We start from the raw sequence: 12,331 nt of genomic DNA on the forward strand, positions 1-12,331 counted from the left end.
CGTCATGGGTTTCGGCGTGCTGACTTTCGTTACCGACGACGGCATTGGTCCCGTCGATCTGGGCAAGGCGCTCGAGCAGCGCGGGTTTGAATCGCTCTTCCTCGCCGAGCACTCACACATCCCGGTCGACGCGAAGACCCCGTACCCGAGCGGCGGGCCGATCCCGCCGAAGTACTACCGCACGCTGGATCCGTTCGTGGCGCTGACCGCCGCGGCGGTCGCCACCGAACGACTCGTGGTGGGCACCGGCATCGCGCTGGTGCCCCAGCGCGACCCGATCCACGCGGCCAAAGAGGTGGCATCGCTCGATCTGGTGTCGCAGGGCCGGTTTCGGTTTGGTGTGGGCGTCGGCTGGTTGCGTGAGGAAATCGCCAATCACGGTGTGGATCCCGCGGTTCGCGGACGTGTGGTGGACGAGCGGCTCGAAGCGATGATCGAGATCTGGACCCACGAAAAGGCGGAATTCCACGGCGAATTCGTGAACTTCGACCCGATCTACAGCTGGCCCAAGCCGGTGCAGCAGCCCTATCCGCCGCTTTATCTTGGCGGCGGGCCGGCGGGCTTCAAGCGCATCGCCCGGCTGAACGCGGGGTGGCTGTCGATGACACCATCGGCGAAGGAGCTGTCGGCTCCGCTCGAGCAGTTGCGCGAGGTGGCCGGCCAGGACGTGCCGGTGATCCACTTTCACGGTGGCGAACCGACGGCGGAGAACCTCGAGGCTTATCGCGATCTGGGAGTGACACACCTGTTGGTGGACCTGCCAACGGAGCCTCGCGATCAGACGCTGCGACGCCTGGACGGGCTGCAGGCCGAGCTCGCCAAGCTATCCTAAACTCAAGTCCCGCAAAAGGTTTGGTACTTCCCGAAGTCCTCGGGGGCGGGGGTGGCGTAGCGTTCCAGACCCGGCCGTTCGGCATAGGGCTGCGTCACCGCTGCGAGCAGTTGTTCCAACGGGCCGAGCTCGCCGGCCGTCGCGGCGGTGAGGGCCTCCTCGACCAGGTGGTTGCGCGGAATGTAGATCGGGTTGGTGCGATCCATCGCATCGGCGTCGGGACCCAGCGCCCGCCACCGCGTCAGCCAGGCGTCGAAACCGGCGAGGTCGGCGAACAACCCGCGGACGGGTTCGGCGCCTGACTTGGCTTCTGTGCGCGCGGCGTCGCTGAGCCGGCGGAAGAACGAGGTGTAGTCCACGTGATTCTGCTTGAGCAGCAGGAGCAATTCCTCCACCAACACCGTGGCGAATTCGGCGTCGATGTCGGCGGGCAAGCCGAGCTTGGCGCGCATCCCGGAGGACCACACCGCGTCGTAGCGGGTTTGGAAGATCCCGAACGACCGCTCGGCGAGCGCGATCGCCTGCTCGGTGTTGTCCGAGAACAGTGGCAGCAGCGTCTCGGCGAACCGGGCGAGGTTCCATCCGGCGATCACGGGTTGATTGCCGTACGCATAGCGGCCCCAAAAGTCGATCGAACTGAAGACGGTGTCGGGGTCGTAGGCCTCCATGAAGGCGCACGGTCCGTAGTCGATCGTTTCGCCCGAGATGGTCGTGTTGTCGGTGTTCATCACCCCGTGGACGAACCCGATCAGCATCCATTGGGCGATCAGCGATGCCTGGACGGCGACCACGGCTTCGAACAGGGCGAGGTAGGGATTCTCGGCCCCGGCGGCAGCGGGGTGGTGGCGGCCGATCGCGTGGTCGGCGAGGCGGCGCAGCAGGTCGTGGTTGCCGGTGGCTGCGGCGAATTGGAAGCTGCCGACGCGCAGATGGCTGCTTGCCACTCGGGTGAGTACCGCCCCCGGCAGCGTTTCTTCGCGATGGACCGGACGCCCGGTGGCCACCACCGCCAGCGACCGCGTCGTGGGCACTCCCAGGGCATGCATCGCCTCGCTGACGATGTATTCGCGCAGCATCGGCCCCACCGCCGCCAGCCCGTCACCGCCGCGGGCGAACGGGGTGGCTCCGGAGCCCTTGAGGTGGACATCGCGTAGCCGTCCGTCACCGTCGACCAGTTCGCCGAGCAACAGCGCACGCCCGTCGCCCAACCGCGGAACAAAGCCGCCGAACTGATGCCCGGCGTAGGCCTGGGCTACCGGAGTGGCGCGGTCGGGCACCAGGTTGCCTGCCAAGAAGCGCAGCCCTTCGGCGCCGCGCAGCCACCCGGGTTCGAGGCCCAGTGTGGCGGCGAGCGGCTCATTGAGCACCAGCAGCCGCAACTCGGGGAACGTCTCCGCCTGCCAGCGGACCGCCATCTCCGGCAGCTCGCGGAAGAACCGATCCTGAAGGGCGACGGTGGTATCCGGGGCAACGCTCATCTCATCGAGCCTACGGAAAACCCGGGTGCTCTATCCGAGCGCTTTCCCGATCAGGTCACGGGCACGGTCGAGCATGGATGCGAACGGCCCGAGCGCGAAGTTGAGCTTCGCCGACTCCACGCCCGGGTGCGGACGCGTCGGGGCGATGGCCTCGGCCGCACGTACCGCCGCGCCCATCCGCTTGAGATCGTCGGGGTCCACTTCGCGTTCCAGCACGGGGAATTCGTCGTTCTCCTCCTGCCGGGCATGTTCGAGTACGGCCTCGCGCAGCTTGCGGAGTTCGTCGATGAATTCCTGGGAGGTGATATCGAGCTTCTCCACTTGCGAGAGCAGCTCCTTGGCTTCGTGCTCTTCTTTGAGACGGGCATCGACGATGGCGTCGCCGGCGTCGTCCTCCCGCCGCACCCGCGGATGCACGACCATTTCCTCGGCCGTTTCGTGGACGGCCAGCAACTGGCGCAAGGCCGCAAACGGCTCTTCACGCGCTTTCGGGTCCGTGGCGTGCAGCACCTGATCGAACATGTCCTCGATGAGGTTGTGCTGGGCTTTCAGGAACGCGACGACTTCGTCGGGTGACTGAATGATCATCTCGGCCATCGCCGTACCTCCTGTGAGGGGAGAGTGGGAAACGCACGTTGGGCTGTGTGCGGCTTGATCCAGGGCATACCCGCTGCACAGGCCGCCAAACGGCGCCTCACCGTGCGCGACGCACGCCGGCACTCGACCGTCAGCTGAAATAGCTTGCGGCACAGGGTGTTTGTGCGCGGGTCCCCAGATCCCCGTCAACCGCGCGGACGTCCGACGGGGATCTGGGAAGCGCGGGTTAGTTAGACGCCGCGGTCGCGGGTGGTGGCCGGCCCGACGCCGGTGCCGGCGGGCGTGTCCTTGCGGCGCATCAGTCCGGCGAGTCCGCCCAGGCCCAATAGGCCAGCCAGGCCCCACAGCCCGGTCTTGTCGCTGTGCTGGTCATTGTTGTTGTTGCTGTCCGCCAACGTCGCCGTCGTGGACGAGGGCGCCGGAGCACTGGAGGCATTGGCGACACCCGCGCCACCGAACAACAGCGCTCCGGTGGCTGAAACGATTGCAATGGTCTTACGCATTTCTACTCCTAGTGAGTTTGCTGATCGAGCCATACGACTGATCGACACGCATTTCGGGACCAGGATGCTCTAGTCTCCGCATGACGCGACGCACGACCGATGGCCGCAACGTAGCGAGGTGTGGGCTACCCCGGCAAACCACGCCGAAACTCGACGCCAGACCTTTTTCGTTTGCTGGCCACCGCCGCAGCGATTGGCGGGCCGGTCGGACGCCAACCAAAAAAGCGAGATGTGTCACACGTCCGCCGCAGATGTTGAGCGCCCCCCGGCGAATGGGTAGCCGCAGAAACAAGGCGCTCTCGTGCCGATCCAAGTAATCAACGCAGGAGGCGAAATCTTCATGACTTCATCGGACAAGACCACAGTGCTTGCGCAGCTGCGCGCACTGCACCAGCTGACCAACACCGAAATCCAGGTCGCCGAAACCCGCATCGCGCAGGCACGCACCGAGGCGGTGCAACGGGAGCTGACGCAGAACGCCTCGAACGGGCGTGAGCGATCGGAGGCAATCGAGAAGGCGATCCGGGACCTCGGTGGCGTCCCCGACGTGGTCGGCCCGTTCCTGGGCCGCGCCGCAGCCGCGGTCAAGGCCTTGACCGAGCAGGCCCAACCTTTCGATGAGGCGCTTTTGGGTGATCTGGCGCTGGAAAACCAGCTGCTGGACCGCTCGCGCTACCTCAAGGCGCTGGCCGTCGCCGCCGAGCTCCCCGACATCGAAAGCCTGGCGACGCGGCTGATCACTGCGCACTCGGCCACCGTCGCCTGGCTGACGACCGTCCTTGCCGAGGACGCCCTCGGCGGTCCGGCCGCGCTGCGGCGCACGCCATTGCAGGCGGCGACCGGGACCGCGGTGAAACTGTTCAACCTGCCCGTTGAGTGGTCGACCCGCGGAATCGACCGCGCCGCCGACGCACTGCGTTCGGCGCGGCCGGCGATCAATGACCTGGTGGGCAGGGGCGCCCACGCCGGTGATGTGGCGACGAAAGCGCTCGCCGCGTCGCGCAACGCCGCGCTCGAAGCGGCCGAGAAGGTCACTCGCAACGAGGGCGCCCGGCAGACCGCCGACGCCCTGCACTCGGCGCGCGCCGCGGTGGGCGTGCTCGACGCCGACGAGCTGCCCATCGCCAACTACGACGAGCTCAACGTCAACGAGGCGGCGGCCGCGGTCAAGGAGCTCACCAGCCCGAGCGACGTGCGGGCGATCATCGCCTACGAGGAGGCGAACAAGAATCGCCAGCGGGTCGTCTCAGCTGCCCAAACGCGCATCGCGGCCATTGCGCAAGAGGTCGTGGGCATTAACTAGTTCGAACATCCGATCAGGTGGCACGGCCGCCCGGCCCGAGTTCTCGCTCGGTCGGGCGGCCGAGCCGTCTGCGATATCGCTACGGTTGGGGAATGTACGAGCAGGTCAACAGCAGCGCGCCGGACTCCGACGACGTCATCGGTTTCCGCATCGACCCCGTGTTGGCCCGGAGTTGGCTGCTGGTCAACGGTGCGCACGACGACCGGTTTCAGGCCGCGGCGCACTCGCGCGCCGACATCGTCGTGCTCGACATCGAGGACGCGGTCGCTCCCAAGGACAAGCACGCCGCCCGCGACAACGTGGTGCGCTGGTTGAACGCCGGGAACACCGACTGGGTGCGCATCAACGGCTTCGGCACCCCGTGGTGGGCGGACGACCTCGCCGCCCTGGCCGCCACTCCGGTCGGCGGGGTGATGCTGGCGATGGTCGAATCGGTGGACCACGTCACCGAGACGGCGCAACGGCTGCCCAACGTGCCGATCGTCGCGCTGGTGGAAACGGCCCGCGGCCTGGAGCGCATCACCGAGATCGCCGCGGCGAAGGGAACCTTCCGACTCGCCTTCGGCATCGGCGACTTCCGCCGCGACACGGGGTTCGGTGAAGACCCGGGCACGTTGGCGTATGCCCGGTCGCGATTCACGATCGCGGCCAAGGCGGCCAGCCTGCCCAGTGCCATCGACGGGCCCACGATCGGCTCCAACGCTTTGAAGCTGATCGAGGCCACGGCGGTTTCCGTGGAGTTCGGGATGACCGGCAAGATCTGCTTGACCCCGGACCAATGCGCCGTGGTGAACGAGGGCCTGTCACCCTCACACGACGAAATCTCGTGGGCTAAAGAGTTTTTCGCTGAGTTCGAGCGTGACGGGGGAGAGATCCGCAACGGCTCCGACCTCCCGCGCATCGCCCGGGCGACCAAGATTCTCGAGCTCGCCCGGGCGTACGGCATCGAATCGTCGGAATTCGACGACGAAGAACGGGACCATTCGCCGGCGCCGTCGGACACCTATCACTACTGAGCGCTATGCGGCGTGTCGCGCGAGCGCGACACCGACGCGGATCTCCAGCTTGCTGACGGTGATCGTGGGCCCACGCGCCGGGGCCGCCGACCGGTAGGTTTTGCCGGTCGGTGTCGTGAAAAGCGCGGTGTGCGTATGGTTTTCGTCAACACCGGCGCTAACCTTCCACCCCGCGTTCTCCTTGACGTAGTTGCAGCGCTCGCACAGGCCCAGGCCATTGTCTGCGGTGGTGAGGCCGCCGTCGGCCCACGGCTGTGCGTGGTCGCGATGCCGGATCGGCGCGTCGCAGTAGGGCGTGCGGCAGCGTTGATCGCGCAACCCGATGAACGCGGCGAGGGCGCTCGGGAAAAGTCGTGCCCGTGATTCCATGGCCACCAGTGCCCCCGCTCGGGGATGCGTGTAGAGCCTGCGCAGGGTCGCTCGCGAACGATCGTCGGTGGCGGCCTGTGCGACCATGCTCCGCGCGACCGCGGCGGGAATGGGACCGTAGCCGCAGACGTCGGCCGGTGCATTGCCGCCGCCGAGCAGCGTTTCGTCGGACAGCACCAGGTTGACCGCGATCGGCGTAGGGACCGTCGCGCAGCGCCCGGTGACTCGTTCCACCAGCGTATCCGCCATCACCTGCCCGCGCGGCCGCCCGTCGCCGCGGGTGTCAGCTTCACGGCGCAGCGCCGCGTACACCGAAACCCCTTGGGCCACCGGCAATAACGCGGTGAGATAGGTCATCGTGTCCGGCGCCGGCCGAATGGTGACCGTCCGGTCATTCGCGGCCTTGGCCGCCCGCTCGACGACGGCGTGCGGATCGAGCCGGTAGGCGATCGCCTTCGCGGTCGCGGCCACGCGCGCATCGCCCATGCCGGTCAGACTCGTCGGGTCGGCACACATTTCGGCGTCCAGGGCGCGGCGGTCCTCGACGTCCAGGCATGCGCTTTCGCGCACGATCAACGTGGCCCGCCACTCGGACAAGACCCCACTCTCCAGCGCCGCCAGCGTATGTGGCATCTCGTACACCAGAGCCTTGGCGAAGCCCAGGTGCCGGCCGCCTCGCGCGGGTGCGTCCCGTCGCGCCAGCGCGACCTCGCCGGCCACGCCGCGGCCGCGGCGCGCCGCGGGCACCCCGGCGGCCGCTTCGGCGGCCCGACGCGTCGCATCCAGGGCCGCCGCCGCTCGGGCCTGGCCCGCTGCCGCCGCAGACTTGATCGACTCCAAGTCGGCGATGCGCTCGATCAGCGCCGCTTCGTCGGCAGCCGGGTCGACCGCCGCCAATTCTTCGAACATATATTCGATTATAAACGGCCCACCGACAAGCGCCCATCGCTACGCTGAACGGATGAGCGCCAGAAGGCGCATCCAGGTGGCGCGGGTCTACGACGAAGTCAGCCCCGGCGAGGGGCAGCGGGTTCTGGTCGATCGGGTCTGGCCGCGGGGAGTGCGCAAGGACGATCCGCGAGTGGGCATGTGGTGCAAGGACGTCGCGCCGTCGAAGGACCTGCGCGAGTGGTATCACCACGACGCGGACCGGTTCGACGAATTCGCGGCACGCTACAAGGAGGAGCTGCACGGCAATGCCGCCCTGCAGGAGTTGCGCGCGCTTGCCAAGCAGGGCCCGGTCACGCTGGTGACGGCGACCCGCGATCTGGACATCAGCCAGGCGGCCGTCCTGGCGAAGCTGCTCAAGCCGCGCTGAGTCCAGTGATGAGTGACGCCCAGCCCATCCTTCCGCGGGAACTGACCGATCTTCCCGAGGCGATCAGCAGCGTCCCGCCGCCGCCCATCCCGGACCTCCCCGAGCCCTACGGTCTGCGCGTCGTCGACCCGGACGCCGACGCCGCAATGATCGCGGAGTGGATGAGCCGGCCCCATCTGGTGCAGGCCTGGGAGTCCAACTGGCCGGTGCAGCGCTGGCATCGGTATCTGCAGGCGCAATTGGAAGGCGCGTTTTCGCGTCCCTTCATCGCCACCCTGGACGGGGTCGATCGCGCGTATATCGAATTATACAGGGCGGCAAAGGATTCCATCGCCCGACGGTATGAGCACGACCCGCACGATCTGGGATTGCACGTCGCGGTCGCCGATCTGGACCACATCGAGCGCGGCCACGTCAGCTACCTGCTGCCTTACCTGGTGGTCAGCATCCTCACCCTCGATCCGCGATGTCGCCGCATCATGTTCGATCCCGACCATCGCAACGTGTTGGCGCGCAAGTTCTGTGAGCGCAGCGGTTGCACATTCCTCGGTGAGCATCAGATGTCGAATCGGCGGATGGCGCTGTACGTGCTGCCCCGCACTCCAGAGGACGTCCCGCGTCAGCGCGATAGCTGAACAGCCATCAAAGCTGCTGTGCCAGCTGCTGTCCGATGAAGGCCGCCGCCTCACCCAGCGCGACGCTGACGACGATGTTGGCCAGTGCCGCGCGGAGTTGGCGTTCTTCGCCGAGCCGCTGCGTTTCCAGCATCCAGGTCGAAAACGTGGTGTAGGCGCCGACGAAGGCGATGCTCACCAGCAGGGCCGCCTCCTTGTTCAACGCCAGGCCACCGAGAAAGCCCAAAAGCGCTGCGCCGCTGACATTCACGACCAGCGTGCCGAACGGAAACGGCCGAGACACCCGCCGCGCCACCGTGCGGTCGACGACGAAACGCAGGATCGACCCGATGCCGCCGATCAGCGCGACGCCGACCCAGACCAGAGCCGTCGTCACGGTGGCGGCCGTCATCGGCGCACCGGAACCCGGCGCACCAACTTGGTGGCAAGGTGCACCGCCAGCAGGCCCAGCACGATGCTGGTGACCGTGTAAGAGACGGCCAGCGTCCAATGACCGTGCTCGATCATCCGCAGCGTCTCGACCTGCATTGTCGAGAAAGTGGTTAAACCGCCGCACAATCCGGTGCCGAGCAGGGGCCGCCGATAGCTTGACGTCGGCAACCGCTCCAGCAGCCGGGTGGTGAAGTAACCCACCAGGAAGGCCCCGACGATGTTGACCGCGAACGTGGCCCAGGGCCAACTCGCCGGATCGCCGCCGGCCAGCGTGCTCAGCGCGGCACGGGCCACCGACCCCAGCGCACCACCGGCGAACACCGCGGCCAATTCGCGATAGTCCCGTTGAGCCACTGGCGTCGGTTCCCTTCGTTTGCCGGTGCGCTACGCAGCGTATGGCCGAAGTCCAGACCGGCGCAGCCCGGGGGGACGCGGACACGGGCAGAATTGACAACCATGGTCGCCAACCCTCGCGCCGGACAGCCGGCCCAGCCCGAAGATCTCGTCGATCTGCCCCACCTGGTGACGGCGTATTACTCGATCGCGCCCGACCCCGGTGACGTCGCCCAGCAGGTGGCGTTCGGCACGTCAGGCCATCGCGGCTCGGCACTGGGCGGCGCGTTCAACGAGGCGCATATCTTGGCGATCACGCAGGCCATCGTCGAATACCGCGCCGCGCACGGCGTGACGGGTCCGCTGTTCATCGGCCGGGACACGCACGGGCTTTCCGAGCCGGCCTGGGTGTCCGCGCTGGAGGTGCTGGCCGCCAATGAGGTGGTGGCCGTCGTCGACAGCAGGGACCGCTACACGCCCACGCCGGCGATCAGCCACGCCATCCTCACCTACAACCGGGAGCGCACCGACGGGCTGGCCGACGGGATCGTGGTCACGCCGTCGCACAACCCGCCCGCGGACGGCGGCTTCAAATACAACCCGCCCAACGGCGGACCGGCCGACACCGACGCCACCAACGCAATCGCCAAGCGCGCCAACGAGATCCTGCGCGACGGGTCGGGGGTCAAGCGCGTTCCGCTGGCCCGCGCGCTACAGTCCGTGCAGCGCCACGACTACCTCGGCAACTATGTCGATGACCTGCCCAACGTGGTCGACCTCGATGCCATCCGCGACGCCGGGGTGCGCATCGGCGCCGACCCGCTGGGCGGGGCGAGCGTCGACTATTGGGGCGAGATCGCCCAGCGGCATCGCCTGGACCTGACCGTGGTCAATCCGCTGGTCGACGCGACCTGGCGGTTCATGACCCTCGACCACGACGGCAAGATCCGGATGGACTGCAGCTCGCCGGACGCGATGGCGAGCCTCATCGCCAACCGCGATCGGTATCAGATCGCCACCGGCAACGACGCGGACTCCGACCGCCATGGCATCGTCACGCCCGATGGGGGTCTGCTGAACCCGAACCACTACCTCGCGGTGGCCATCGAATACCTCTACACCCGGCGGCCGTCGTGGCCGGGCGGTATCGCCGTCGGCAAGACCGCCGTCAGTTCGTCCATGATCGACCGGGTGGTCGCCGGCCTCGGCCGCAAGCTGATCGAGGTGCCGGTCGGATTCAAGTGGTTCGTCGACGGCCTGATCGAGGGGACCATCGGCTTCGGCGGCGAGGAGTCGGCCGGGGCGTCGTTCCTGCGGCGGGACGGCTCGGTGTGGACCACCGACAAGGACGGCATCATCCTGGCGCTGCTGGCGTCCGAGATATTCGCCGTCACCGGGCTGAGTCCGTCGCAGCGCTACCAGCAGCTGGCCGGCGAGTACGGCACGCCCTACTACGCGCGCGTCGACGCGCCCGCCGATCGCGAGCAGAAGGCGCGTCTGTCGAAGCTCTCCGCCGACCAGGTGACCGCGACCGAATTGGCGGGGGAGCCGATCACCGCGAAGCTGACCGCGGCGCCCGGCAATGGCGCACCACTGGGCGGATTGAAGGTGACGACGGCCAATGCGTGGTTTGCCGCGCGCCCGTCGGGCACCGAGGACGTGTACAAGATTTACGCGGAATCCTTCAAGGGGCCGCAGCATTTGGCCCAGGTGCAGGAAACCGCGCGCGAGGTGGTTAATAAAGTCATTGGGTGACCTTTTCCCTCCGTCTTGCCCGCCCGGGGGGACGTGCATCCCGTTCTAGCCGGCTGCCGCGCGAAGTCTGGATCCTGAGCTGGGCGAATATCATGATCGCCCTGGGCTACGGCGTGATCTCGCCGGCGCTGCCGACCTTTGCGCGCACGTTCGGGGTGAGCATCAAGGCGGTGACTTTCTTGGTCACCGTCTTTTCATTGAGCAGGTTGTGTTTCGCGCCGATCAGTGGACTGCTCACCGAACGCTTGGGCGAGCGGCGGATCTACATCGGCGGTTTGCTGATCGTGGCGGTGTCCACCGCCGCGTGTGCCTTTTCCCAGGCCTACTGGCAGTTAATGCTTTGCCGGGTTTTCAGCGGCATCGGGTCGACGATGTTTTACGTCTCGGCGCTGGGGCTGATGATCCACATCAGCCCTCCCGATGCGCGCGGCCGGATCGCCGGGCTGTTCACCACCTCGTTCATGGTGGGCGCGGTCGGCGGCCCGGCGGTGGGCGGCCTGGCGGCGGGTTGGGGGTTGACCGCTCCGTTCGTGGTCTACGGCGTCGCCATGCTGGCCGTCGCGGTGGTGCTGTTCTACAGCCTGCGGAACTCGGCGCTGGCTGCGCCGCCACCCCCGACGCGATCCACGGTGACGCTGCGCGAGGCGCTGCGGGTGCGCGCGTACCGCTCGGCGTTGCTGTCGAATTTCGCGACCGGCTGGTCCGCGTTCGGCCTACGGGTCGCGCTGGTGCCGCTGTTCATCTCCGATGTGATGGGCCGGGGCATCGGCATCATCGGCGTGGTGCTTGCGGCCTTCGCGGGTGGAAACGCGTTGGCGGTCATCCCCAGCGGCTACCTGTCGGACCGGATGGGGCGGCGCACCCTGTTGATCATCGGGCTGGTGACGTCCGGGGCGGCGACCGTCTGGTTGGGTTTCGTCTCGTCGTTGCCGGTGTTCATGGTGGCGGCGGGCGTGGTCGGGGCGATGACGGGGATCTACATGTCACCGCTGCAGGCCGCCGTCGCCGACATCCTGGGCAACGAGGCGCGGGCGGGCCTGCCGGTGGCGACGGTGCAGATGATGTCGGACCTGGGTGCGATTGTCGGGTCGATGGCGGTCGGCTGGGCCGCCGAGCAGTTCAGCTACATGTGGGGTTTCGTCATCAGCGGGGTCGTCCTGCTGATCGCCGCCATCGGCTGGGTGGTGGCGCCGGAGACCCGGACGGCGGCGGATCTCGAGGCCGATCTGCTGGCCTCCGAGGCGGACGTGGAGCCGGTCTAGCAGCAACTTTGATGGACGGTTACCGGTGGTGTAGCTTCGATGGGCACGACTTCTCGGGGCTATGGCGCAGCTGGTAGCGCACCACACTGGCAGTGTGGGGGTCAGGGGTTCGAGTCCCCTTAGCTCCACCAATTGTTTGCTGATTATCGATCGTTATAGCTGGGTATTCAGCAAACCGTGCGTTGCATCCACGTCGTCGCGGTTGGCGTAGCGATTGGGGCCTCGATTGTCGGGCCGGCGGTGCTCACCGCGTCCGCGCACGCCGATTACAGCGGCTATCGCCGCTGTGTGGGAAAGATGACCGAGCCGATCGCGGGCCACGACCCCCAGAACCTGCAACTCGTCGGCGTCATTGAGCAGGATCTCGATTCCGGTGTCTCCCCGGCCGCGGAGGCCCAGCGAGTGGCGCACCTGGGATTCGACCCGAGCTTCGCCAACGGCATCGTCCAGTGCGTGATTGAAGAACGTCCGTAGCCGAGTCCAGGCCAGGTTGCGAAC

At 67.4% G+C, this 12,331-nt stretch carries 14 protein-coding genes and 1 tRNA gene; 9 read left to right on the forward strand and 6 right to left on the reverse strand.

The window, feature by feature from the left end; all coding sequences use genetic code 11:
- The first annotated feature begins 4 nt into the window (after positions 1–4).
- Complete coding sequence (locus A5659_RS09955; protein ID WP_067024914.1) at positions 5–832, forward strand: LLM class F420-dependent oxidoreductase; 828 nt, start codon at positions 5–7, stop codon at positions 830–832.
- A 2-nt stretch (positions 833–834) separates the two neighbouring features.
- Here the strand turns inward: A5659_RS09955 and A5659_RS09960 are convergent, their stop codons facing one another.
- The 3 genes from A5659_RS09960 to A5659_RS09970 all read right to left on the reverse strand — a co-directional run bounded on the left by A5659_RS09960 (position 835) and on the right by A5659_RS09970 (position 3,410).
- Positions 835–2,310 carry a YdiU family protein gene (locus A5659_RS09960; protein ID WP_067180728.1) on the reverse strand — a complete coding sequence of 492 codons (1,476 nt, stop codon included), beginning with the start codon at positions 2,308–2,310 and terminating at the stop codon, positions 835–837.
- Between the two features lie 30 nt (positions 2,311–2,340).
- Positions 2,341–2,907 (reverse strand): hemerythrin domain-containing protein, encoded by a 567-nt coding sequence (locus tag A5659_RS09965; RefSeq protein WP_066864929.1) that lies wholly within the window; start codon positions 2,905–2,907, stop codon positions 2,341–2,343.
- Between the two features lie 230 nt (positions 2,908–3,137).
- Positions 3,138–3,410 carry a WGxxGxxG family protein gene (locus A5659_RS09970; RefSeq protein ID WP_067180731.1) on the reverse strand — a complete coding sequence of 91 codons (273 nt, stop codon included), beginning with the start codon at positions 3,408–3,410 and terminating at the stop codon, positions 3,138–3,140.
- A 340-nt stretch (positions 3,411–3,750) separates the two neighbouring features.
- Here A5659_RS09970 and A5659_RS09975 point away from each other — a divergent pair, with 340 nt between their 5' ends.
- A complete protein-coding gene (locus A5659_RS09975) occupies positions 3,751–4,713 on the forward strand; it encodes a hypothetical protein (RefSeq protein ID WP_066864923.1) in 963 nt (320 codons plus the stop codon).
- 92 nt (positions 4,714–4,805) lie between these two features.
- The gene (locus tag A5659_RS09980) at positions 4,806–5,729 is read left to right on the forward strand and encodes a CoA ester lyase (protein WP_066864920.1); all 924 of its coding nucleotides are present in this window, start codon (positions 4,806–4,808) and stop codon (positions 5,727–5,729) included.
- Positions 5,730–5,732: 3 nt separating this feature from the next.
- Here A5659_RS09980 and A5659_RS09985 read toward each other — a convergent pair whose 3' ends face one another.
- Positions 5,733–7,007: an HNH endonuclease signature motif containing protein gene (locus A5659_RS09985; RefSeq protein WP_067180734.1), complete on the reverse strand. Its 1,275-nt coding sequence runs from the start codon at positions 7,005–7,007 to the stop codon at positions 5,733–5,735.
- 52 nt (positions 7,008–7,059) lie between these two features.
- Here A5659_RS09985 and A5659_RS09990 point away from each other — a divergent pair, with 52 nt between their 5' ends.
- A complete protein-coding gene (locus A5659_RS09990; RefSeq protein ID WP_066879137.1) occupies positions 7,060–7,416 on the forward strand; it encodes a DUF488 domain-containing protein in 357 nt (118 codons plus the stop codon).
- Positions 7,417–7,424: 8 nt separating this feature from the next.
- Positions 7,425–8,051 carry a GNAT family N-acetyltransferase gene (locus A5659_RS09995; protein WP_067024926.1) on the forward strand — a complete coding sequence of 209 codons (627 nt, stop codon included), beginning with the start codon at positions 7,425–7,427 and terminating at the stop codon, positions 8,049–8,051.
- A 7-nt stretch (positions 8,052–8,058) separates the two neighbouring features.
- Here the strand turns inward: A5659_RS09995 and crcB (A5659_RS10000) are convergent, their stop codons facing one another.
- Positions 8,059–8,442 (reverse strand): fluoride efflux transporter CrcB, encoded by a 384-nt coding sequence (gene crcB, locus A5659_RS10000; protein ID WP_067180737.1) that lies wholly within the window; start codon positions 8,440–8,442, stop codon positions 8,059–8,061.
- Positions 8,439–8,837 carry a fluoride efflux transporter CrcB gene (crcB, locus tag A5659_RS10005; protein WP_066879128.1) on the reverse strand — a complete coding sequence of 133 codons (399 nt, stop codon included), beginning with the start codon at positions 8,835–8,837 and terminating at the stop codon, positions 8,439–8,441. The genes crcB (A5659_RS10000) and crcB (A5659_RS10005) overlap by 4 nt, the downstream gene beginning before the upstream one ends.
- Before the next feature lie 102 nt (positions 8,838–8,939).
- Here crcB (A5659_RS10005) and pgm point away from each other — a divergent pair, with 102 nt between their 5' ends.
- The 4 genes from pgm (at position 8,940) to A5659_RS10025 (ending at position 12,307) form a co-directional block, all read left to right on the forward strand.
- Complete coding sequence (pgm, locus tag A5659_RS10010; RefSeq protein ID WP_067180740.1) at positions 8,940–10,571, forward strand: phosphoglucomutase (alpha-D-glucose-1,6-bisphosphate-dependent); 1,632 nt, start codon at positions 8,940–8,942, stop codon at positions 10,569–10,571.
- A 74-nt stretch (positions 10,572–10,645) separates the two neighbouring features.
- Positions 10,646–11,833 (forward strand): MFS transporter, encoded by a 1,188-nt coding sequence (locus A5659_RS10015; protein WP_231997801.1) that lies wholly within the window; start codon positions 10,646–10,648, stop codon positions 11,831–11,833.
- 55 nt (positions 11,834–11,888) lie between these two features.
- Positions 11,889–11,964: transfer RNA gene (locus A5659_RS10020), tRNA-Ala, on the forward strand.
- A gap of 46 nt (positions 11,965–12,010) precedes the next feature.
- Positions 12,011–12,307 carry a hypothetical protein gene (locus tag A5659_RS10025; RefSeq protein WP_067180743.1) on the forward strand — a complete coding sequence of 99 codons (297 nt, stop codon included), beginning with the start codon at positions 12,011–12,013 and terminating at the stop codon, positions 12,305–12,307.
- The last annotated feature ends 24 nt before the right edge of the window (positions 12,308–12,331 follow it).

It is taken from the genome of Mycobacterium sp. 1165196.3, from assembly GCF_001673415.1.
In the GTDB taxonomy this organism is placed as follows: Bacteria; Actinomycetota; Actinomycetes; order Mycobacteriales; family Mycobacteriaceae; genus Mycobacterium; species Mycobacterium europaeum_A.

Coding starts and splice junctions, on each gene's coding strand:
- A5659_RS09955 (WP_067024914.1), top strand. CDS start 5: ATGGGTTTCGGCGTGCTGACTTTCGTTACCGACGACGGCATTGGTCCC.
- A5659_RS09960 (WP_067180728.1), bottom strand. CDS start 2,310: ATGAGCGTTGCCCCGGATACCACCGTCGCCCTTCAGGATCGGTTCTTC.
- A5659_RS09965 (WP_066864929.1), bottom strand. CDS start 2,907: ATGGCCGAGATGATCATTCAGTCACCCGACGAAGTCGTCGCGTTCCTG.
- A5659_RS09970 (WP_067180731.1), bottom strand. CDS start 3,410: ATGCGTAAGACCATTGCAATCGTTTCAGCCACCGGAGCGCTGTTGTTC.
- A5659_RS09975 (WP_066864923.1), top strand. CDS start 3,751: ATGACTTCATCGGACAAGACCACAGTGCTTGCGCAGCTGCGCGCACTG.
- A5659_RS09980 (WP_066864920.1), top strand. CDS start 4,806: ATGTACGAGCAGGTCAACAGCAGCGCGCCGGACTCCGACGACGTCATC.
- A5659_RS09985 (WP_067180734.1), bottom strand. CDS start 7,007: ATGTTCGAAGAATTGGCGGCGGTCGACCCGGCTGCCGACGAAGCGGCG.
- A5659_RS09990 (WP_066879137.1), top strand. CDS start 7,060: ATGAGCGCCAGAAGGCGCATCCAGGTGGCGCGGGTCTACGACGAAGTC.
- A5659_RS09995 (WP_067024926.1), top strand. CDS start 7,425: ATGAGTGACGCCCAGCCCATCCTTCCGCGGGAACTGACCGATCTTCCC.
- crcB (WP_067180737.1), bottom strand. CDS start 8,442: ATGACGGCCGCCACCGTGACGACGGCTCTGGTCTGGGTCGGCGTCGCG.
- pgm (WP_067180740.1), top strand. CDS start 8,940: ATGGTCGCCAACCCTCGCGCCGGACAGCCGGCCCAGCCCGAAGATCTC.